17 protein-coding genes, 1 tRNA gene and 4 pseudogenes are annotated in these 22,039 nt (G+C 52.0%); 7 read left to right on the top strand and 15 right to left on the bottom strand.

The features are described from left to right. Nucleotides 1-103: 103 nt before the first annotated feature. The 4 genes from H8S57_RS15295 to H8S57_RS15310 all read right to left on the bottom strand — a co-directional run bounded on the left by H8S57_RS15295 (nucleotide 104) and on the right by H8S57_RS15310 (nucleotide 4,384). Nucleotides 104-475 (bottom strand): hypothetical protein, encoded by a 372-nt coding sequence (locus H8S57_RS15295; RefSeq protein WP_186908872.1) that lies wholly within the window; start codon nucleotides 473-475, stop codon nucleotides 104-106. A gap of 58 nt (nucleotides 476-533) precedes the next feature. Continuing rightward, entirely contained in the window at nucleotides 534-2,351 is a 1,818-nt protein-coding gene (locus H8S57_RS15300) for a UvrD-helicase domain-containing protein (protein WP_186908873.1), read from the bottom strand. Then, nucleotides 2,344-4,101 (bottom strand): ATP-dependent nuclease, encoded by a 1,758-nt coding sequence (locus H8S57_RS15305; RefSeq protein WP_186908874.1) that lies wholly within the window; start codon nucleotides 4,099-4,101, stop codon nucleotides 2,344-2,346. The genes H8S57_RS15300 and H8S57_RS15305 overlap by 8 nt, the downstream gene beginning before the upstream one ends. 207 nt (nucleotides 4,102-4,308) lie before the next feature. Further along, nucleotides 4,309-4,384, bottom strand: a tRNA-Pro gene (locus H8S57_RS15310). A 363-nt stretch (nucleotides 4,385-4,747) separates the two neighbouring features. Here H8S57_RS15310 and trmB point away from each other — a divergent pair. Together trmB and H8S57_RS15320 are read left to right on the top strand one after the other, a co-directional pair. Continuing rightward, entirely contained in the window at nucleotides 4,748-5,428 is a 681-nt protein-coding gene (gene trmB, locus H8S57_RS15315) for a tRNA (guanosine(46)-N7)-methyltransferase TrmB (RefSeq protein ID WP_256413648.1), read from the top strand. A gap of 214 nt (nucleotides 5,429-5,642) precedes the next feature. Then, on the top strand, nucleotides 5,643-6,857 hold the full coding sequence (locus tag H8S57_RS15320) for an MATE family efflux transporter (protein WP_243204856.1): 1,215 nt from the start codon (nucleotides 5,643-5,645) through the stop codon (nucleotides 6,855-6,857). A 571-nt stretch (nucleotides 6,858-7,428) separates the two neighbouring features. Here the strand turns inward: H8S57_RS15320 and H8S57_RS15325 are convergent. Beyond that, nucleotides 7,429-9,048: a recombinase family protein gene (locus H8S57_RS15325; RefSeq protein ID WP_186908876.1), complete on the bottom strand. Its 1,620-nt coding sequence runs from the start codon at nucleotides 9,046-9,048 to the stop codon at nucleotides 7,429-7,431. Nucleotides 9,049-9,336: 288 nt separating this feature from the next. Then, nucleotides 9,337-9,612: a hypothetical protein gene (locus H8S57_RS15330; RefSeq protein ID WP_186908877.1), complete on the bottom strand. Its 276-nt coding sequence runs from the start codon at nucleotides 9,610-9,612 to the stop codon at nucleotides 9,337-9,339. Nucleotides 9,613-9,806: 194 nt separating this feature from the next. Between H8S57_RS15330 and H8S57_RS17485 the strand changes: the two are divergent. Together H8S57_RS17485 and H8S57_RS15340 are read left to right on the top strand one after the other, a co-directional pair. Then, nucleotides 9,807-9,968, top strand: a pseudogene (locus H8S57_RS17485) (type II toxin-antitoxin system RelB/DinJ family antitoxin); the annotation flags it as partial. Between the two features lie 166 nt (nucleotides 9,969-10,134). Continuing rightward, nucleotides 10,135-10,424 (top strand): annotated as a pseudogene (locus H8S57_RS15340) (type II toxin-antitoxin system YafQ family toxin). Between the two features lie 133 nt (nucleotides 10,425-10,557). On the opposite strand, the gene H8S57_RS15345 reads toward H8S57_RS15340, so the two are convergent. Continuing rightward, nucleotides 10,558-11,034, bottom strand: coding sequence for a TspO/MBR family protein (locus H8S57_RS15345; RefSeq protein ID WP_186908878.1), 477 nt, complete (start codon nucleotides 11,032-11,034; stop codon nucleotides 10,558-10,560). A gap of 127 nt (nucleotides 11,035-11,161) precedes the next feature. Between H8S57_RS15345 and H8S57_RS15350 the strand changes: the two are divergent. After that, a pseudogene (locus H8S57_RS15350) lies at nucleotides 11,162-12,457 on the top strand (FAD-dependent oxidoreductase). Nucleotides 12,458-12,531: 74 nt separating this feature from the next. Here H8S57_RS15350 and H8S57_RS15355 read toward each other — a convergent pair. From H8S57_RS15355 to sigK, 4 genes are all read right to left on the bottom strand, one after another. Then, on the bottom strand, nucleotides 12,532-12,867 hold the full coding sequence (locus H8S57_RS15355; RefSeq protein WP_186908879.1) for a nucleotide pyrophosphohydrolase: 336 nt from the start codon (nucleotides 12,865-12,867) through the stop codon (nucleotides 12,532-12,534). Next, nucleotides 12,864-14,543, bottom strand: a complete 1,680-nt coding sequence (locus tag H8S57_RS15360) for a DNA/RNA helicase domain-containing protein (protein WP_186908880.1) — start codon at nucleotides 14,541-14,543, stop codon at nucleotides 12,864-12,866. The genes H8S57_RS15355 and H8S57_RS15360 overlap by 4 nt, the downstream gene beginning before the upstream one ends. Continuing rightward, nucleotides 14,544-16,376 (bottom strand): DNA/RNA helicase domain-containing protein, encoded by a 1,833-nt coding sequence (locus H8S57_RS15365; protein WP_186908881.1) that lies wholly within the window; start codon nucleotides 16,374-16,376, stop codon nucleotides 14,544-14,546. A 240-nt stretch (nucleotides 16,377-16,616) separates the two neighbouring features. After that, nucleotides 16,617-17,270 carry an RNA polymerase sporulation sigma factor SigK gene (sigK, locus tag H8S57_RS15370; protein ID WP_186908882.1) on the bottom strand — a complete coding sequence of 218 codons (654 nt, stop codon included), beginning with the start codon at nucleotides 17,268-17,270 and terminating at the stop codon, nucleotides 16,617-16,619. Nucleotides 17,271-17,549: 279 nt separating this feature from the next. On the opposite strand from sigK, the gene H8S57_RS15375 reads away from it, so the two are divergent. Beyond that, on the top strand, nucleotides 17,550-19,331 hold the full coding sequence (locus tag H8S57_RS15375) for a Na/Pi cotransporter family protein (protein ID WP_186908883.1): 1,782 nt from the start codon (nucleotides 17,550-17,552) through the stop codon (nucleotides 19,329-19,331). Nucleotides 19,332-19,380: 49 nt separating this feature from the next. Here H8S57_RS15375 and H8S57_RS15380 read toward each other — a convergent pair whose 3' ends face one another. The 4 genes and pseudogenes from H8S57_RS15380 to H8S57_RS15395 all read right to left on the bottom strand — a co-directional run bounded on the left by H8S57_RS15380 (nucleotide 19,381) and on the right by H8S57_RS15395 (nucleotide 21,392). Then, complete coding sequence (locus H8S57_RS15380) at nucleotides 19,381-20,154, bottom strand: hypothetical protein (protein ID WP_186908884.1); 774 nt, start codon at nucleotides 20,152-20,154, stop codon at nucleotides 19,381-19,383. A gap of 237 nt (nucleotides 20,155-20,391) precedes the next feature. After that, nucleotides 20,392-20,790: pseudogene (locus H8S57_RS15385) on the bottom strand (transposase); the annotation flags it as partial. A gap of 57 nt (nucleotides 20,791-20,847) precedes the next feature. Continuing rightward, nucleotides 20,848-21,168 (bottom strand): transposase, encoded by a 321-nt coding sequence (locus H8S57_RS18090; protein WP_186908885.1) that lies wholly within the window; start codon nucleotides 21,166-21,168, stop codon nucleotides 20,848-20,850. Nucleotides 21,169-21,212: 44 nt separating this feature from the next. After that, the gene (locus tag H8S57_RS15395; protein ID WP_186908886.1) at nucleotides 21,213-21,392 is read right to left on the bottom strand and encodes a hypothetical protein; all 180 of its coding nucleotides are present in this window, start codon (nucleotides 21,390-21,392) and stop codon (nucleotides 21,213-21,215) included. 222 nt (nucleotides 21,393-21,614) lie between these two features. Between H8S57_RS15395 and H8S57_RS15400 the strand changes: the two genes are divergently transcribed. Then, a partial coding sequence (locus H8S57_RS15400) for a transposase family protein (protein WP_501981581.1) occupies nucleotides 21,615-22,039 on the top strand: 425 nt, incomplete at its 3' end.

Raw genomic sequence — 22,039 nt, forward strand, 5'->3', positions numbered from 1 at the left:
AGCTTGACTGCTTCCTCTTTGAATTCCTTATCATATTTGCGCATCGTAAACACCTTCCTGTATTTCTTATTCTATCACTTTTGGGTGTTTACTCTCTGCACTTCTATGATATCCCTCCAACACCATTTCGCCCATTTTCATCAACAGATATTTGTGTATACTTAAAGTGTCGTTTAGTTCGCTCTAATAAGCTAACGTAGTCCGGATTGTTCTGGTTTTCTTCAATCGCTAATGCAATCAGCGCCATACCAACGCGAACTTTTACGGGCTGTTTGTCACGATCAAATAGAGGCAATCCGTAGTCCGATGTTGTTGTGCGAATCATTTCTTCTAAGTATGAATAGGCAAACGGGGTTAGAATGGAGTATGATTCAGGAAATGTCTTATAGATGTCTTGGGCCAAATTCCAATCTGGTGCCCAGTTCCACATATGCGCATAATCTAATATCAAATCAAAATCGTCAAATACGGACATATCATTCACCTAATATGTAAAAAGTGTAGCAGTCATATAACAAACGGCTCATAATCCCTTAGGCGGTGTCGGGAGAAGACGCATCGACAAGCTTTATTCCATTTGCAAGTGCAAAGCAGCATATTTTACCGGTGTTATATCGAACGCCAGAAGCGTTGAAGCGCTCCTTACTTGCTGATATATATACTTGCTTCCTGGCTCTTGTAAGAGCTACATAAAAGACACAGAAATCATCAAGCAACGATTCTGCAAGGGCGTGCGGGATGGGATTAGGCAATCTGCAAGCAGAGCCATTGGAGTATTTGTTGGGGCAATTTTTGCAGACAAAAGTGAAAACCCATTGTTCGACATCACATACCATAACATGGTCCCACTCCAGACCTTTTGCACCATGCACAGTGGAAAGTATGACTTGCGAATCAACATACTCCATAGACTGTTTCAACTGACGATTTTCAAATATATCCATGAGCAATAAATATTTATCCTCGGGTATAAGATCGGCGTAGTCAATACTGACCTTTTCTACAAGTGCATCAAGCAGCTGGAGCAATGACTTTGTTGTTTTGTCGAGAGATGTAGCATAGGCTTCTTTTACACTGTCCGCAAATTTAATTAGCGCAGCCTTATTAATTGTTTTGGTTCTGCCAAAGCGTTGAATGAACAATGACTGACATTTGTTGTGAAACTCAACGTATTCAGTATCATCATCTTTAAACATCCCATAGAAATAAGGTATTTCTTGTTTTGAAAGCTCGGTCTCAACAATCTCTGCATTTTTCCCGCGGCCTTTAAAAAGAATCGCAATTTTTGAATCTTGATTCTCTATCAGTTGTTTTACTTTTGAAACCACTTTTCCAGCTTCTTCTTGCTGGGATAACCCCCAAAACGCTGGGACATTTGCAATATCCTCATGTGAAATTGTAGGCGAAAACAAAGCTGTTGCATTCTCACGAACATTTCTGTCCAACTTTAGCATTTCGGGATTGTTTCTGAAACGGTAGTTTTTTGACAGAGATATCTTGGTCATTTGATATTCATCCACCACAGTGGACATTATGTTCGGGAGAGCACCAATAAAACCATAGATGCGTTGCAGCGGATCTCCGAGGAAAAGCAACTGCGTTTGATCTGAGATTATGGATTTTAGTAACTCCCATGCAATGCAATTGGTATCTTGAAACTCATCTACAACAATAAGAGGATAGTAGCTTTGGTAAAACTTCTTAACTTCAGGGAACCGAGCCAAAATATCCAGTACAAATAAAATAACGGCATTATGTGTTATATATTCGTGTGGAAGAAGCTTTTGAATGACAATTTGATTATATGCTTGGATGGCTTCGCCACTTGGAACGCGGGCCTCCTTTATGGACGCATCCATTTCCTTGAGTACCTGTATATCAGTAGTAGACAACACGGCTTTTAGAATCCACTGCCGCTCGGCGTCGTGATCTCCAATGGCATGAAATAGGTTAACGTCTTTTTTTAGAGAATCCGAAATGAGATATCCATATTTCTTAAGGAGCCCTTTACAAAAACCGTGGTAATTTGTAATAGTTACTTTATCGCCAATTGCTACAGGGCTATTGGGAGAACCAAGCAAAGATGGCATCTTTTCAGCTACATCACGCTTTACCTTTAAGGCTGCATTTACGCTAAAGGTCAGACCAAGTATGCGCTTCGGATTTGGAATTCTTCCTACTGCAAATAGATAGGCAATTCGGCTTATCATTGTGGTTGTTTTTCCATAGCCAGCAGGTGCTTCGACTATTATGCGAGGGCTATCTGAAAAAATCACTTCCAACTGGCGTTCGTCGCCTTCATGTTGTGTGGAGATTTTATCTCTAATGTCTGTAAGATTTGGATTAGGCATTTTGCGCCACCTCCTGAGCTCGCAGAATTGCACTGCTGTATGAAGGGGGGACATTTGCCGCAGAAACAGCATCGCCTACAATTCGACCAAGGAGTATTCCCTTTTTGACCATATACCATGCGGAATACATGTTGCAAAACTCATCTGCATTGCCATCATCAACTTCGCTTAACTTTTTGGGTGCGTATCCGTCGATACTAATTCCCATTTTCTTAAATGGGCCTTTGATGAGATTCGTTTCCAATACCATGGAACTTACTCGATTATCTATGTCCAGAGCGATTTGCTTTATTATATCCAGTTTTCCTGCAGCGTACAGAGATTTAACTATCTCAACCTCAAAACATAGCTCAGCAGTATAAAACTCGTCAGAAGAGTGAGTGTGACCGTGTTCTACGTCACGGTCGTAAATGGCAACACTTGGGATGGCAAATAACTCGAGTAACTGACGTATTGGCTGTATGGAGTGTTCGCCCCCTGCATTGATAACGCAAATGCTATTGTCATCCAGAGAAACTCCAACTTTTTGGGCAAAATCGAAAATACATCCGTATTCTGTTTCGCCCTCTATCAAGATTGCACATTTCGAATAGAAAGCTTCCTTAATTTCAGGGAAACGCATTATAAGATGTTTTTCAATTTCAGATTTGATGCGTCCTCTGTTATCTCCACCAGGAATGGGACGGAGAGAATAACCACTGATAACTGATGTTTTTTTATCTGCGTTTTTATAAAAGCGAACAAGGTTGCGATAGTCACCAATAAGCGCATCGGTTGAATGAGTAACAACTATTAGCTGTCCGCTAAGCCCATCAATATCAAAGCAGTTTTTAAGCAGTTCTGCGAACTCCTCATCTTTGTTTTGAAGAATGCGCTTATAGTAATTAATCAATGAGCGCTGTAAATAAGGATGCAAATGCACCTCAGGCTCATCGATTGAGAGAACGAGCGGCAAGTACCGTTTTCCATCAAGGGTTGTGTAAAGAAGATCGCTGAACGCAATGGCCTTGCTTTTATAGATTTCCATGATTTGCCCCAAAACTGCAATTGAGGCCATTGACATATACTGAACGCCGCTGCCAGTGGCTTCTATTTTTCTTTCCCCATCCGAAAGATAAAAAAGGTTTGACAGCATTTCCACTGGTTGTGGTGCCACCGTGGCTCTTATCGAATAATCGCGAAATCCTTTAATTTTATCGAGATAACCATTAATATATGTTGTAAGACCTATTACTTGCTCGTTATTTAGAAATGAATGCTCTTCGCCGTCATTGTTGTAACGTTCGATTATAGTGCCCACTAACAAACCAATACCTTTTTGCGTATTTAGACGTAGTTCTTTGTTAGGTGTAGAAGTGGTTTCATATTTTAAGAAATTTAATTTGCGCATTTGGCGAGGTTGGATGCCTTCGTTTGAATCAGCACTTACAATCGTAGGATAGGCATCCTTAATTGCTTGTGAGTAACGAATTCTGATTAGGGATGCGTCTTCGGGACAAAAGTTGTCGCCAAAAAAGCCCTGTTCATTCGGGAGAAGTTGAATGTCAATTTCGATTTCAATACTCTTCTCTGAATCCCCAAAGTCGCTCTCTTCAAAACTCTTGCCAGCACATACAGTCGAAAGCATAGCTAAGAAATTGCTCTTTCCAAGATTGTTTTCACCGATAATGTAATTGCATTCTGGGTTTAGTAAAACTTCTATTCCATCTATGTTTCTATAGTTATGCACTTTTACGCGGCTAATTCTCATAATCACATCTCCTGTCTGAAGATATCAAAAAAGCCGCACGGAAATTCCGTACGGCTTACCCTGAAGGCACAAGGCCTACCGTTAATTAATTATAGGCTATTTCGACAGGAAATTCAATGAAAGTATTTAAACCAAGGGCTCAATTTTTGCGCTGCAATAAACAAGGAATAAGAAAAACCTCTGAAATCACTGATTTCAGAGGTTTTTTGGTCCGAGTAGAGCGATTCGAACGCTCGGCCTCTTGAACCCAAATCAAGCGCGCTACCAACTGCGCTATACCCGGATATTTGATTTTGAACCATTATAACACGAAACTCGTGCAATTGAAATAATTTTCTGTCTGTGGTCATTCATGTGGTCAAAGCGGTTTTTCTGCCCGAATTGACCGATGTGGATAATCCCGCAAACACAGTCGTTGCAAAGCTTTTCGGCGTTTCACCTTTGCCCGCCCCGGATACAGCCACGGCACTCCCAAATCACGTGCGCTACCAACTGCGCAACACACCGATATTTGACTTTTGCTTGTTTCACCGTTGCTTTCAACAATGTAATATCAATTTTCCATTATAGACGATATTTCGTGGGATTGCAAGTGTTCAAATAATTTGATATGATAATCGCTGCGAGGTGAGCAAGACGAATGAGGATGAGAAAGAAACCTAATTTAATACCGCGGATGGAACGCTGCGCAGGGGTGTTGATTCGGGAGCCGGAAGAACAGCGGGGGAGGTGGCGTACTCTTATGCCGCAGGCAGAAGAGCTGCGCTTGGAACTGGGGTGCGGAAAAGGGCGCTTCACAGCGGAGACGGCGGCATCCAATCCGCAGGCCCTTTTTATCGCTGTGGAACGGGTACCGGACGCCATGGTCATCGCCATGGAGCGGGTATGTGCGATGGGTTTGAAAAATGTGTTTTTTGTAGATGGAGATGCATCTGATTTGTCCAGTTACTTTACTCCTGGTGAAGTGGACCTGATCTACATCAATTTTTGTGATCCATGGCCGTCCAACCGCCACGCCAAGCGTCGGCTGACGCATCCGGATTTTCTGATGCGCTATCGTCAGGTGCTTCCGGAAGGGGGGACGATTCAGTTTAAGACGGATAATCGGGACCTTTTTGAGTGGTCCTTGTTTCAATTCCCGCGGTCAGGCTACATTCTTTCCGAAGTCACCCGGGATTTGCATGCTGGTGGCATCTGCGGCGTGATGACCGATTATGAGGAAAAGTTCCACCGTCTGGGAACTCCGATCAACCGCTGCGTAGCGGCTGTGGGACCGATACAGGCGGATGGCGAGGGCACAGCGCCGCAAGACCTGGAGCATGAGTGAAACCTCCTGCCGCAAGCGGTTTCTGCCGCTGAAAATTGGCATATTCGACGAAACGATTTTGCTTATATCCGGCGGGGCCTCTGCGTTATAATAGCACCAGACAAGAAAATGTAGATGTAAGTCCAGCTAAAAGCAGCGTGTGATCTGCCGGCGGCCATTGCCGCGGTGGAACACGCTGCTTTTTTGCGCTTACCCTAAGAGCGGAGGAATCTCAATGCAAGAAACCAACAATTCCGATTTGGCCGAACAACCGGTTGCCAAGCTGCTGCCGCGCTTTGCGGTACCCTGCGTGCTGTCGATGCTGGTCTCGGCGCTGTACAACATGGTAGAGCAGATTTTTATCGGCCAAAGCGTGGGATACCTGGGCAATGCGGCGACCAACGTGGTGTATCCGTTTACCGTAATCGCCCTGGCGCTGGCGCTGCTGGTGGGGGATGGCTTTGCCGCTCAATTGAGCCTGTCCTTGGGCAGCGGAGACACGGAACATGCGCACAAGTGTGTCGGCCACGGAATCGTACTCACCGGGACGGCGGGCATCCTGCTGATGATTGTGGGACGGATCTTTACCGATCCGATTCTGAGATTGTTTGGGGTGACGCAGGCCAGCTATCCCTATGCCCGGGAGTATATGCATATTATCCTGCCCGGAATTCCATTTTATGTATTTTCCTCCGGCATGAACGCCACGATCCGGGCCGATGGCGCGCCTGGCTATTCGATGGCCGCTACCATTTTAGGCGCGGTGATAAACTTGATTTTGGACCCGGTGGCAATTTTTCGGTTGGATATGGGGGTGAAGGGTGCGGCGATTGCCACAATTTTGGGCCAGATTGCCTCCTGCAGTATGACCGCCTTGTATTTCCGGCGTCCCAAATCCGTTCGGTTTTGCGCATCCAGCTTCCGGCTGGAGGGCGGATTGACGCGGAAGCTCTGCCAGCTGGGCGTTTCCAGCTTTATCACCCAAATGGCCATTGTTATTATCATCAGTGTGGCGAACAACATGATCGTTCTTACCGGACCTGCCTCCCGGTACGGCGCCGACATCCCGCTGTCCGTAATAGGAATCGTTATGAAGGTGTTCGGCATCGTGGTTGCCTTTTCCGTGGGGATTGCCGTGGGCGGGCAGCCGATCATCGGCTTCAACTATGGTGTGGGCGACTACAGGCGGGCCTTTGCGGCCTGCCGGCTGGTCGTTCGGGCCAATATCGCGGTAGGGGGAATCGCAATGCTGATCTTCGAACGGTACCCCCAGGCGGTGATTGCACTGTTTGGCAGTGAGAGCGCGCTCTATAACGAATTTGCAGAGCTGTGCTTCCACATCTTTTTGGGCGGCATTTTACTGACCTGCATCCAGAAGGCCAGCAGTATTTTCCTCCAGGCGATTGGAACGCCGGCAAAGGCCGCGATACTCTCCCTTCGCGGGATGTGATTTTTTTGGCGCCTGGCATCGTGATCCTGTCCCAGGTGTTTGGCGTTACCGGGATGCTCTGGGCTGCGCCGGCTGCAGACGTGCTTGCATTCGGACTGACCGTGATACTGGTCGTGCCGGAATGGCATTCCATTCGCACCCGGGCGAATCGGTCGGAGACATCGAAGCCGGAAACAAGACCGCTTCCGGCGTGTGGAACGCAGGCTGTGTTTCCGGCAGGTGAGGAGTGACGCGCGTTCAGAACAGCAGCGTCTCTTCCGGTATCGAGACGGGGTGTTTCTTTACGCGGTAGCGAACCAACCGGCACAGGAGGGCAGCGGGTACCTGGAAAAGCGCGCGCGGGCGTTTGGAGGCTGCGGATGGCTTGCGCTCATCGGAACGCATACCCTCCGTGGACGAGAAGTGCGGATCAATAGAAGGGCGCCGTGTGTGCAGGGGCAGATACGGGGCCCTCTTCTGCTCCGGGCGAAGGTCAGCGTTCGCCGATGGCCTCCTCCAACTTTTTCAGGGCCCTTTTTTCAATGCGCGATACATAGCGCTCCAACTACTGCAAGCAATTTACTCCGAAAATTTACGCCGTATGGAACGGCGCGATCCCTTGCGATATCTGGCTTTCCTCCGTTTCCTCCAGCTGGGCGAAGCGGAATTTGATAATGACTTCCTTGTCCTCGGTCAGCTCCACCCGCTCAATGAGGCTGACCAGCAGTTCCCGGCTCTCCCCGGCGGTTTCAATGAATCTTTGAACCAATTCTTTGGCCCGGTCCTCAGGGCGGACAGAGCTTTTTTTGCGCAGCTCCAGCTCCTGCCGCTTTTCCTCCAGCAGTTTGCGATCCAGCTTCGCCCGGTTGAAGATCCGCTGAAAATCCTCCTCCGGCAGCAGCCCATTGAGCCGGTCGGTGTACATCCGGTCCAGGTTGGCGGTGAGGCTGTCGATTTTGGATTGGACGGCCTGGAGCTCCGTTTCCAGACTGCTCTGCTTTCTGGAATTCTCCACGGCTTCCCGGGCCATGGGCAGCAGTTCGTCGGGGTTCAGGTAAGCCCGACAGACTTCCCGCACCTTGTCAATTACTGCATCGGTCACCGTCTTCTCTTTGATGGAATGAGAAGAACAGACGCCCGCTTTGGTAAAGCGCTGGTAGGTGCGGCAGACAAAGTACAGCACATCCTCTCCCATGGCGTTTTTCCGGTTGAGCACCGCCAGTGGGTAACCGCACTCGTGGCAGAAGATCAGTCCCTTGAGCAGGAAGTCGTAGGTCCGGCTCCGGGTGTGCTTGCGGCTGTTGAGCAGCATCCGCACCTTGCGGAAGGTCTCCGCATCCACCAGAGGTTCATGGGTCCCCTCTACGATCACCCAGTTGGCTGGGCCCTGTTTCAGGCACTTCTTGGACTTATAGCTGATCTTCACACTGCGCCCCTGGACCATATTGCCGATATAGGTCTCGTTCTGCAGCATGTCGGAGATCCGCTCACTGCTCCACAGACCGGTGTAGGGACCGGGCCTTGCCACCGGCAGATTGGCGTAGGTGGCCGGGGTAGGTATCCCCTCCTGGTTGAGGAGCACCGCGATGTTCCGACAGCTCATCCCACTCAGGGCCAAGGCAAAAACCCGGCGCACAATGGGAGCCACTTCCTCGTCAATGACGATCTTGTTCTTCTCCGTGGGATGCATCTTGTAGCCGTACACCGGCTTTCCGCCGATGAACTGCCCCTTCCGCTGCTTATCCCGCTTGACGCTCTTGATCTTCTTGGAGATGTCCTTGGCGTACATGTCGTTCATGATGGCCCGGAAGGGCGTGATGTCGTTGGCGGTGGAGTCCACGCCGGTGTCGATGCCGTCCAGCAGGGAGATGTACCGCACCCGGTGCTCCGGGAAGTACCGCTCCATGTAGTGGCCGGTCATGATGTAGTCGCGGCCCAGGCGGGAGAGGTCCTTGGTGATGACCATGTTGACCTTCCTGGCCTCAATGTCAGCGATCATCCGCTGGAAGCTGGGGCGGTCAAAATTCGTGCCGCTCCAGCCGTCATCTACATAGGTATCGTAGACACTCAGCCTATGCTGCTGCACGAACTCCCGCAGCAGGGATTCCTGGTTCTGGACGCTCTGAGATGGACCTTCGCTCTCATCCTCCTTTGATAGTCTGATGTATAAAGCCGCATGGTAGTCCATGGGATTGCTTATCTCTAAGTACATTTGCTACCTCCTGAGATAAGCTGCCATTCATCAAGCCTATTGTACCGCGCTATGAAATTCTTGCGCAAGGCTCCGGGTAAGGAAAAGTCGAAAGGATCGCAGAAAAATTTCTCTCGCATCCTCTTCCTTACAGAACTCATATCGCACCTGTACCGCTTGCCTTTTCAATCAGATCACTCCTCTCACATACTTTCTCTATTCTTATGTTTGCAAGAAAGAGGATTTGCTTGTCCTAAAATTTAGGTATAAAAAAACCAAGCCCATCGGCTTGGCACATACCTTCACAGTTTACAGATATTCGTCGAGGATCTCCCCCAAATCTGTCAGCACTTCGCCCGCAAAATCTTTCATCAGAGAAAGGTCCCCTTGAATTTCCCGAAACATCTGTGGGCGTTGTATGTCAGACAGTGAAATCAGGGAATAGAGAAGAATCGCAGCTTCCGTCTTTAGATCCCTTCCATATAGATCCTCCAGGGCCCGGCAAAGTTTGTTGATCGTCGCAATCGGCATTCGCTGAGACATTGCTTCAAAAAAACGGAAGCGTAATGCTGCCTGATAAAACATGGAGTTCGAGCTTTTCTATCCTCCTTTATTATTTATGAATCGTTCGCTGTTCTCCTAACATTTGGCGGGTTCTTGGCCGCCGAGGTCACACAATTGAATAAATTCTGCATATGCGCCAGTAGCTCAATAGGATAGAGCGCACCCATCCTAAGTCCAAGCTGTATTTCACAGATTTTCTATATGGACCATAGCGCTTTGTAAGGCAGTCCATTCGGGAGGGCGGAATTCCCTTTGAGATCAATTTGAATCAGCCAAACAAGGAGACGATTGCCGCTATGCTGGAGGCGGAAAGGATTGCGAAGGACCCGTCTGTAATGGGATACAGCGATATGGACGAGTTGTTTGCGGATTTAAGGCATTACCGCATCATTCAACGCGTGCGGATTGGCGCGAAAATTTGTGCCGCAAAAAGGCGCAAAACCGCAGGAATACTTTGTGTATTGCAAGGTTTTGCAACGCATTTGTGGGGCAAATCGGCCGCCAAGACGTGCGTGGAGAATTGTGCGGTGATGCCTTAAAGAAATGAGCCAGACGAAATATGCCGTAAAGTTCACCACGCAATTTCGGAAGGATTACAAGCTGGCCATCAAGCGTGGCTTGAAAATTGAATTGCTGGAGCACATCGTTGCACTTCTGGCTGCGGGGGAACCGTTGCCGGAAAAAACAAGGATTATGCCCTCACCGGCAGCTGGGTGGGCCACCGGGAATGCCACATCCTTCCGGATTGGCTCCTAGTCTACCGGGTGGAGAATGATGTCTTGGTTTTGACCCTGACCCGCACAGGGAGCCACAGCGATTTGTTTGGCAAATAAGTTGACACGGTTTTACAAAGCACAGAGGAGCGTACCATGGCAAGACCATGTTACGCTCCTCTGTGCTCTCTTCTCATTGATCCAGCTGCTCGTCAAAGGGCATACCGGTCATAAGGATGGCTGTCCCGTTCTATTACCGATTGAGCATCCACACGCCCAGATTCAGGTAGGCCGCAAAGGTCACCCACAGGAAGTAGGGCACCTGCAGCCACGCCGCCAATGAATCAGTCTTGCGGAAAGTGAAAATCATCCGGAGAATCAGCACCCACAGCACCACCAGCCAAAGGAATGCAAAGCCGAAGTTCTGGAGATTAAAGAAAATGATGCTCCAGAAGAAGTTGAACGCCAGCTGGATTGCAAAGAGCCGCAGCCCCCGGGTGCGGTCAGGCGATGCCGGTGCCGCATAGATTCTGGCGGCGCTGACGCCCATGAGCAGGAACAGAATGCTCCAGACAATGGGAAAGACGATGGCCGGCGGCGAAAGCGGCGGCTGCCGGATCATTTCACTGTAAACCTCCGCACCATCCCGGGTGAGAAAGCCGGAAAGCGCCCCTACTGCCTCCACGCCCACAATCCAGAGCGCATATGTTTTCCATGAAGGTTTTTTCATACACCATCACCCCGAAATAGCCTATGCGCCTCCAGGTGCTTCTATACGCCGGAAACAGCTCCTCCAGGCCATACTTTCTTCCATTTCGACCACACTATGTCCAAGCGTATGTTTTGGGAGGAATCGTATGAAATCACTCTGGGAACAGACCTGGGCGCGTCCGAACTTCGGGCGGCTCGAGGGCGACGAGATGACGGACATTCGGATCATCGGCAGGGCATAGTGGGCATCCTGTGCGCGTGGATGCTCCAGCAGGCCGGGATCTCCTATGTGCTGGCGGAGGCGGCCGACCCCCTGTGCAGCGGGGCAACCGGGAACACCACCGCCAAGCTGACCAGTCAGCACGGACTCATCTACCACAAGCTCATCCAGACCTTTGGCGTTGACCGGGCGCGGCAGTATCTCTCCGCCAACGAGGCGGTCCTCCAGAACTACCGGGCGCTGTGCCGCCATATTGACTGTGACTTTGAGGAGAAGTCCGCCTATGTCTACTCCCTGGACGACCGGGAGGCACTGGAGGCGGAGCTGAGGGCCCTGGAGCGGCTGGGAGGCGGGGCGGAATTTGCCGACCACCTGCCCCTCCACTTTCCCACGGCAGGCGCCGTCAAATTTTCAAACCAGGCCCAGTTCCACCCATTGAAATTCGTCTCCGCCCTTTTCAAGGGCCTGCACATCTACGAGCACACCCCGGTGCGGGAACTGACCGGCACCACGGCGGTCACTGACCGGGGCAGGATCCGCGCAAAGAAAATCATCGTGGCCACCCACTTTCCTTTCCGCAACAAGCACGGCAGTTATTTTTTGAAGCTATACCAGCGCCGTTCCTATGTGATCGCTCTGGAGCATGCCGCAAATGTAGACGGCATGCATATTGACGAGGCGGAGGATGGCCTCTCCTTCCGCAACCACGGAGGTATTCTGCTGGTGGGCGGCGGCCACCGCACTGGAAAGCAGGGCGGCTGGCGGACGCTGCGGGACTTTGCCGCAAAGCATTGCCCGCACGCCATAGAGAAATACCATTGGGCTACACAGGACTGTATGAGTCTGGACGGAGCACCTTATATTGGCCCTTACTCCGCTTCCACATCAGATCCGTATGTGGCCACTGGTTTCAACAAGTGGGGGAATGACTTCCTCCATGGTATCCGCTATGATTTTAAGCGATCTCGTTCAGGGAAAGAAGCATCCTTTTGCAGAAGTATTTTCGCCTTCCCGCACGATCCTCCGCCCCCAACAGGCTGTCAATGGCTGGGAAGCCATGGTCAGCCTGTTGGCGCCCACTACAAGACGCTGCCCCCACCTGGGCTGCGCGTTGAAGTGGAATCCCCAGGAGCACACCTGGGATTGCCCCTGCCACGGCTCCCGCTTTTCGGAGGACGGCAAGCGCATCGACGGCCCCGCTACAGGGGATCTGAAATCGTGAGGCAGTGGCAGCTATTTCAATGAAAATCCCCCGTTTATTTGCAAATTTCAGCACATAAACGGGGGATCCAAATTTTATCCCAGTTCGGTATATTTGTCTTTGCGGTCGATACTTTTTTCCACAGGGTATTTCCGGCTGTTTTTTTCCAGCTTCTTCATCACGATCTCGTCAAAGTCGAATCCCAGATCATCTGCCAGCATAGCAGCATAGATGAGGATGTCCGCCAGCTCCTCCTGCAGTTGTTCAGCCTTGACCCCTACGACCTCCTCATTGGTCTTCCATTGAAATAGTTCCAATAGCTCCGACGCCTCCAGGGAGATGGAGATGGCCAGGTCTTTGGGGTTATGAAATTGCCGCCAGTGCCGCTCGTCCCGAAATTGATTGACCGCCTGTATCGTCTCTTGTTTCATGCCCGTCCCACGACCTCCATAAAATGCCGCTTCAAAGCAGGGTCCTCAAAATAGACCCTGATCCCGCTGATGCCCCTGGTCAGGAGCACATAATAGATCTGCCTCACATATGCGCTGAGTTCCGCCAGGGAAAAGCTCTCTTTCGGCGGTGTCCCGTTGGTGTCAAAATAGTGTTCCTTTACTGCCGACACCCTTCCGTTTTGACAGGCCAGATCCTTTGCGATCACGACCCCCACATAATCCAGGTCCACGCCCTGTATGGCATGGATCGACCCGAGCTCATCTTCACTTCCCGGTAATGCGATCCAGTTTTCATGAGTGGAATTCCACTTCCAGCGATGTTCTTCATCCTCCACCCAGTCAAATTCCGCATAATTCTTATGCCCCGGCTGATAGCGGCTCCCCCAGGGGCGGGCATACCCGGCCAACACCCTGCACTGGGCTTTCGGATGATACTGCCGCCGTTCATCTACATAGTCAAACAGTTCATGAATGGAATCCACGACGCCGAAATAGGCGTCCTTGGATGGATTCTGAAATACACAGGGATCAAATGCATCCTGTTTGATCTGCAGGAAGGAACAGATCCCATTGATGTAATCATCCGCCGTGTAGGTCGCATTCTTGTCCTGAATCCGCACACGGAACTGCCTGGTGAGCATGCGCCGTTCCATACCCTTTTCCTGAATATAATCCTGGAAATCCCGGTACGGAATATCCGACGGGCGGATCGCCTGAATGGAGTCATAGAACAGCACCAGTCGCTCCGCCATTTCTCCCAGCAAAAACAATTCATTCTTTCGGGGATCGTTCGAATCAAAAATCCCTGTGGTCAAATGATTTTGTTTGGGGCTGTTCCATCGCAGCCGGTGGGCCTCATCCACCAAAAGGATATGGAAGCGCTTCTTTTGCCGGATCAATTGATAAGCGGTCCCAACCTCAATATTTTTCCCAAGACCATAGGCCCGAAAAATGCTGCGGGCGGTCTTGACCCAGTTGGCTTTCACCACCACACCGACATTCCATTTATGATGTTCGCAAAGTCGGGCCGCCAGGTTGGTCAGTACCACGGTCTTTCCCGTTCCCGCCGTCCCTTCGATCAGAACGCTTCGGGGGCCCTCTTCTATCTCATGGATCAGTGCAGACTGTTCCTCGGACAGCTCCGTAAAGGGAGAATACTTGAACAGAATGCTGTTGCGCAGACCATCCAGTGACTTTTGATGCACCAGCCCGGCTTTGTACAGTTCCTGTTCCCAGAACGGCGTCAGCACCTGTGTCAGCACATCTTCCCGATAGGGATAATCGACGAATCGATTGCCCTGGGTCCTATTCCGGCAGACCCGCTTTTCCTTTCGCGGCAAATTCTCCTGATCCGCTGTGAGATATGTGATCAGCAGCGCCTCCAGGTCGTTTTGGGAATTTCCATCCACATACTGGCCAAAGAGAATCGCTGCTTTCTCGAACTGCCGGTAATCTGTTTCCACTTCCGCCATATGCTCATCGTGCCGCGTTAAAAACCGGTCTGTCTGTCCAACATAAAACGACCGCCGCCCATAATAGATGTAGATCACATGCCCGTGCTTTAAAACCGTCCTCTGTTCTTCGCTGCAGTGACCGGTGTCCAGATCCTCTGCCAGCAGAGAAAGGTGGATGACCCCATATTTCTTGCCTGCCATTTAAAATCCCATCACCTTTCTCACATGTTCTCTCGTCTCCCGGTCCCGGAACCAGATATGGACACTGCCCTTGGCCCGGGTAAGCAGCACCCGATAGGTGTTCAGTACCAGTTCCACGATCTCCCGCTCGCTGGCCCGGCTGTTTCGGATGGCGGCCATGAACTGTGTATCCCAGTTGCTGCTCAAATCGATGCGCCAATTGTGGATGTCTTTATCCCAGCGCAGGTCGTCCCACCAGATCACACCGGTATCGTCAAACTCCAATCCCTGTGCGGTGTAGATACAGCCCACCTGGTCCAGATATTCCTCTTTTTCTCCTGCATACCAGTTGTATTGCTCTTCTCTGGGGAATGGATTCCACGGCTTCTCAAAATCTCCCGTCGCCTGCGCAATCTTAATGTCCCTGTTTTTCGTATCACGTGTCCATTCCCAGCAAAAGGGCGCATACCATTTTACATGACGGCCCGTTGACAACAGGCCGTGGAGACGCCTGTCCAGATCGTTCAGGTCATCCCAGCAGCACAGCTCCAGTGCAGATTGCCGCTTCAAAGGCTGCTCCTGCCGGCCATAGAACAGCTTGTCCAAATCAGAGACATAGCTGCCCAGATACCCCGCCCGCTTTTGAGATGCCAGGGAAAAGACGGTGCAGGGAATGCCGTGCTCCTGGGCAAACTGCCGGAAATGCTCCACCGTCCCCTCCTCCGTCAGCCGGATCCGCTGCCGGTCATCCTGCAGCACCACCACCATATTGGCCTTCCGGAACAGGCTGGTCATGGTGGCTTCCAACTGCTCAATCCGATGGGCTTCATCCACAACCACCAGATCCCGTCCCGGCGGGACCGCGTCCAGATAGGCGGGTGGTACACCTGAGGCGCCCGCAATGACCAGGGAGAGTGTACGGCTCCTGGGCAGCGCAAAGATGCATCCGCCCCGGTTCTGCCATGAAGGGCCGTATTTCAGGCAATAGGCGTAAATGGCGTGCAATCCCACTACGGTTTTCCCAGTCCCCGGCGGGCCCGAGATGATCAGCAGATGCTTGCCGAACTGCGGACTGTGGAGTTGATCGATCATACTGCAGATCTTGCGGTTGACCTCGATCTGGTCGTCCAGCATTGCCGCGTTTTCTCTTCTTGCCAATACATTCCCTAAATCCTGAAAGCCAATCTGGCCCAAAACATAGGCGCCGGTAAGAAACTGCTCCACCACGTCCGGTCTTGGATCAGGGGAAAACAGGCTGTTCAAGTCTGCAGCCAGCAGCGCCTCCGCACCTTTTGTGTAGGTCTCATGCCGCAGCGCCTCATATGCCTGATAACCGCCCTGGAAGAGCTGCTCCTTATCCTCAAAATTATGAAGGAATTGGCGGCACCGCACATCCATCTTCCCATCCGCCACATTACTATGGTTCATCCGCAGGTGCTTGGCGTAGGTCAGCGTCTGTTGGACAGGATGGAGCCGTTCCTCAAAGCGGTTTTCCGCTCGGGACAGGCAGATGCAGACGCTGCTTTCCCGCCCTGCCGTATTCTCTTCAATGGCGCTCCACTGCTTGAGCTCTATGACCAGCACCAACGGTTTTCCGGTCGTTCTCCCTTCTCCCAGCAGCACAGCGTCGATCCGGCTGCCAATGGGAGTCTGATATTCCAGGATCAGCGTCAGCTCGTCCAGTCCGGCACGATGGATCACATCCACCAGAATGGGGATGGAATTACACCAAGAGCGGTACTCACGCTCCGACGGATCCTCCTGCCGCACCTTTAATTGGTCGGCGATCTCCCTGCCGGTCATATGGCTGAGTGCCGCGACCGTTGCTGCATAACAGCCGTTTGGGTGCTCCATAAAACCGCCTCGCTCTCCTGTGTGTCTCAACTGTTTGTCCTCATTATAGCATGAAGAAGGCGATCTGAACATCACGCTGCGGATTTTACTTTTTGGACGACCAACCTTGTGATTTTAGATGGATGGCAGCTCAGTTTTTTATATAAAAATCACGAGAACTTACAATAGCTGCGGCGCGGCTCCCGCCGCGAGCAAAGCCAGGAACCCTTGTCCCACAAGGCTTTTCTGGTTTCACTTACATTAGTTCCGGCGCGATACATAAGAGCGGGAAATCCCGCACTGGGCGGCGATCTCGCGCTGGGTGAGCGGGGGGCGGCCATTCAGGCCGTATCGGAGGATAATGATTTTGGCTTCCCGTTCTTCCAGACACTGCGTCACGCACTGCCGTACCTTCAGACAGGCGTCGCGGGCGTCCAGCTCTTCCAGCATATCATCGTCCACACAAATGACATCCATTAGAGACAGGGAACTGCCTTCGCCTTCCCCGTCAATGGAGTCCGATAGGGATACTTCGCCCTGCAGCTTACGCTGAGAACGAAAATGCATCAGGATCTCATTTTCGATACATCGGGAGGCATAAGTGGCAAGGCGCACATTCTTGTCCGGCTTGAAGGTGTTGATCCCCTTGATCAGACCGATGGTTCCGATGGAGATCAGATCATCCTGATCCCCGTTTTGGGTATAATATTTTTTGATGATATGCGCCACCAGACGCAGATTATGCTCGATCAGCTTATTGCGGGCGTCCATATCTCCCTTGGCGAAGCGGTCCAGATAGGCGCGTTCCTCCTCCGCCTTCAGCGGGCGGGGAAAGGAGCCTCCGCTTCCGCCGCCGGACAGGCGCAGGGTAAAAAAAAGGCTGTTCAGCATGAGCAGGACCCAGGCAGTCAACATCTTGCCACACCTCCGTATCGACAGACTATTCCGGGCGGGCCTGTCTTTATACCCGGGGATTCCTTTGAAATTCGGCAGCGCCGCTGACGGCGGCCGATTCCCCAAACCTCGACAAAAATGACGGAAATCCTGCGCGGACTTTTGGGGTAAACGTCAAATTTGCAAAAAGTCTGTCCAGGGCATTTACGAATCGCCGTGCAGCGGCTATAATTTATTTTGGTTTGAAATGTGCAGGGGAAAGAAGAAATTTGACAAGGCAGTCAGATTTGGGGGAAGAACATGAGTATTGCGGACGTAGTCGCCATGCTTGGCGCCATCGCAACCTTCCTGTTCGGTATGTCAACGATGACGGACGGCCTGGAGAAGCTCTCCAGCGGCCGTTTGGAAAATGTTCTGGAGCGGTTGACCAGCAATGTCTTCAAAGGCGTTTTGCTGGGTGCGGTGGTCACCGGACTGATCCAGAGCTCGGCGGCCACCACGGTTATGTGTGTCGGCTTTGTCAACGCCGGGATCATGAAGCTCAGTCAGACGGTGGGCATCATCATGGGCGCCAATATCGGCACCACCGTGACGGCGCAGCTGCTGAGCCTGGGGGATATCTCCTCCGACAACCTTCTGCTGACGCTGCTCAAGCCGGCTTTTCTGGGGCCGATCCTGGCGGCGGTGGGCATCCTGTTTTACATGTTCATCAAGGGCGGGCGGAAGCGGACCATCGGCCAGATCGTGCTGGGTCTGGGCCTTTTGTTCATCGGCATGAAGACCATGGAGAATGCCGTGGCGCCCCTGCAGGCGATGCCGGAGTTTCAAAGCCTCTTCGTGGCGTTTTCCAACCCGGTGCTGGGGGTGATGGTAGGGGCGCTGGTCACCGCCCTGATCCAGAGCTCGTCCGCCTCGGTGGGCATCCTCCAGGCGGTCAGCACCACGGGCATCGTCTCCTTCAACATCGCCATGCCTCTGATCATGGGGCAGAATATCGGCACCTGTATCACCGCGCTGCTGTCGGCCATTGGGGCCTCCAAAAACGCAAAGCGCACTGCGGCGCTGCATTTGTCGTTCAATATCATCGGCACCATCGTTTTTATGGCGCTTCTTTACGGCGGAAACGCGCTGTTTCACTTCCCGTTCTGGGAGAACGTGATGGACCGCGGTTCCATTGCCAACCTGCATCTGGGCTTCAACCTGGGCTGTACGGTATTGCTGCTGCCCTTCCATAAGCAGCTGGTCAGGCTGGTCGAACATTTGGTTCCCGGGGATACCGACGAGCGCGAGCTCTCCGTACTGGACGACCGCTTTCTCGCCTCTCCGTCGCTGGCTCTGGAGAAGGCCCATGACGCGGTGGTGCAGATGGGGGATTTCGCACGGGACAATCTGAAGCTGTCGGTGGAGCTCATCAAGCGCTTCGACGCCAAGAAGCTGGAGCGGCTCAACGAGACGGAAACCGCGCTGGACAAGCTGGAGGGACTTCTGGATAACTATCTGGTCAAGCTCACCGACCGGGCGCTGACATCGGAAGAAAGCATGAAAGTCTCCGAACTGCTGCATACCTTGTCCGACTTTGAACGGATCGGAGACTACGCGGTGAACGTATCGGAGAGCGCCGTGATCCTGCACGAGCGCGGCATCGCCTTTTCCGTTCAGGCCCAGGCGGAGCTGGACGGGCTCACCGATGCGGTGATCGAGACCATGGATAAGACCATGGCGTGTTACGAGACCCGGCAGCGCTACCTGGCGATCCAGGTGGAGCCGCTGGAGGAAGTGGTGGACCTGATCGCGGATGATCTGAAAAACCGGCATGTGGAGCGCCTGAAAGACGGCGAGTGCACCATTGAGCTGGGCACGCAGTTCCTGGAGCTGCTCATCAATCTGGAACGGATCTCCGACCATTGTTCCAATGTGGCCCTGCGTATCGTACGGCAGACCGCCTCCAAGGACGATATCGTCCGTATTGATTCCCACGCTTACATGCGGGAGCTGCACCACGGTTCCGACCGGGAGTTCGATCAGCTCTTTCAGCAGTACCGCGACAAGTATTACGTACCGATCGAGGAAGAGACCAGATAAAAAAACAAGCGCCGGAGCGAAACGCTCCGGCGCTTGTTTTCTTATTCGGTTACATCAGGCGCACCGTGTAATAGACCGCCATGATGAGCAGCCAGGCCACCATCACGCCGTACAGGACCGGCAGGCTTCCCAGCAGAAGCGCAGCCACCAGTACGGCGGCCACCACGATACACGTCACATAGAGCATGGCGTAGTTGGCGTTTTTGGGGAACAGGCGAAGTTCCTTGCCGCCCAGCTTCAGTATGCCGCCGCTGGTCTGGAGCTTGCGGGAAAAGAGCAGAGCAGCCGCCAGAATGACCGCCAGCGCCACCGCGTAACCATAGGCGATCAGGGCGGAGAGATCGGCCCGGGGCACCAGATGGACGGCCAGGATCCCCAGAGCGCTGAGCACGGCGATCAGGAAAAATTCATGCTGATAGAGGTAGTAGATCAGCGCCAGAACCGCCACCGCCGGGACGGCGATGTAAAGGAACTGGATGCCGGAGGCGCGGAACACCGCGATGACCACCGCGCAGACCGCCAGCGCTAAAGCGATCAGGGTCAGCGCACCGGAAAGACGGGTACCCTTTCCGCTGCGCCGGGCAGACCGGTACCAGGCCAGCAGTGCAAGGAAGCAGAGCGGCAGCACGATGCCAAGGACCGTGAATACCGTACGCAGGGCCTGGGCCAGCGCAATGCCGTCGGGGGTGTAGTAACTGTAGAAACGATTGAGCAGCAGGAGCAGAAACTCCAGGACCACCGCGCCCACGATCCACCAAAGGACCTTGTTCAGGACCACGTCCTCCTGGCGCTCACGCTGCATTTGCTGTTCCTTCTTGTTCATGTATCCATCTCCTGTGGCTGGGATGCCTTAATTTTGCCGTCGCCGCGAGCGAAGCGCGGTGCGGCCGGAAATCATCAATCTCATACATTCTAACAGAAAACGTGCCGCTTTGCAAGATGGAATGCGATGGATCCCTTTTACCTTATTTGTGCATTTAGAGCACCTTTCGTCGAAATAACAGGGGTAGCTTCAAAACCGAAGCTACCCCTACAAACGGATTTACTTTAGAACCTGTATTCACAAGCGATTGAGGAGGGTGTGGGCATGAGAAATCATACTGACTGCTTCGGCAGAAGCGGTCAGTATCTCATAGTCCTTGCTGAGGCGGCGGGAATGATTGAACCAGGCAAGCGTACGTTCCACGATCCAGCGCCAGGGAAGCTTCTCCCATTCGTGAGGCTTGATTTTCTCAGAAATATCAACACCACGCCCCAGAGTCTGACTGGCATCAAACGTAAAAGTCCCCCGGTATCCCGCATCGGCGCAAAAGCGCTCAATGGATGGATACCTCTTACATGCCTGCTTTGCAGGCATGATCCCAGCCTTTGTATCGTGGATATTTGCGGCATGCACCACCACCGCCAGCAGATTTCCCAATGTATCTACGACGATGTGCCGCTTCCTGCCTTTCGTTTTTTTCCACCGTCTATCCCGCGTTCCTTTGCCGCGCCGGTCGTTTTGACGCTCTGGGAATCAATGATCGCATAGCTTGGCACCGCTTTGCGCCCGGCTCTCTCCCGGGATATTTTGACCAAGTGCCGCAGTATCTTCTCCCACAGCCCACTCAGACGGGCACGCCGGTAGAAACTGTGCACAGTCGAATAGGGTGGAAAATCGTGCGGGCAGGTGCCGCCACTGACACCCTGTTTTCACAAAATACAGCACTGCGTTTGTTAATTCCCGCTTGCTCCACTTATACGTTCGCATCCCGGAATAGAGTGGTTCTATCACTGCCCACTGTGCATCTGTCAGGTCGCTCGGGTACGCCTGCCGCACTTTATCGCTTCTTTTCATGTGTTTATTTTACTGCTTGCATCGCCTGTTGTGAATACGGGTTCTTACTTATCTTTCGTGTTTCTAAAAGCAAAGAAAACTCCCACAATACCGATCAACACTCCCAACAGAGCAACTGGCAGATCAGCAATACTTCCAAATATAGTGCTGTTCAATTCATCGCTTGCACAACAGAGTAAAATCCCAAAAAGCACAAGTACTATGCCTTTTATTTGCTCTTTCATAACGATCTCCTTTACAAAAAAGAATTTGTTGCTTTTGAATACCTGCATGTATTTTATCATGCAGGCAAACTATTTTCAATGTATGGTCAAAATGCCAGAGATTTTAAGCTGTAAGAGTACAATACATATTGGACAGTCGAATAAAAAGGATGAAGGAAATGGCCTCATGGGATAAAGTTGAGTTACCACACAACAACTTGATGAGAGGGGGCCATATCCTTCATGAGCAAGCGTATAACACAAGACATGGCGTATCGGCAATCCCTGATGAAATACGCGGAGAACTACGGGGTCAGCCGCGCCAGCCGGAAGTACAACAAGAGCCGGTCGTACATCTACTTCTGGAAGACCCGCTGGGACGGGACGGTGCAGTCCCTGGCCTGCCAGTCCAGACGCCCGCACAGCCATCCCAATCAGCACACGGAGGCGGAGCTGAAGCTGATCCGGGATATGCGCCGCCGCAACCCTGACATCGGCATGGTGGAACTGTGGCATCGTCTGCGGCTCAGAGGCTACACCCGCTGTCCAGAGAGCTTGTTCCGGGTCATGCGCAAGCTGGGGCTGTTCCCGCAGGCCGAGAAGAAACCAGTCTACAAGCCAAAGCCCTATGAGCAGATGACGTACCCAGGGCAACGGGTACCGGTAGA

Source organism: Lawsonibacter hominis (assembly GCF_014287895.1).
GTDB lineage: Bacteria > Bacillota > Clostridia > Oscillospirales > Oscillospiraceae > Lawsonibacter_A > Lawsonibacter_A hominis.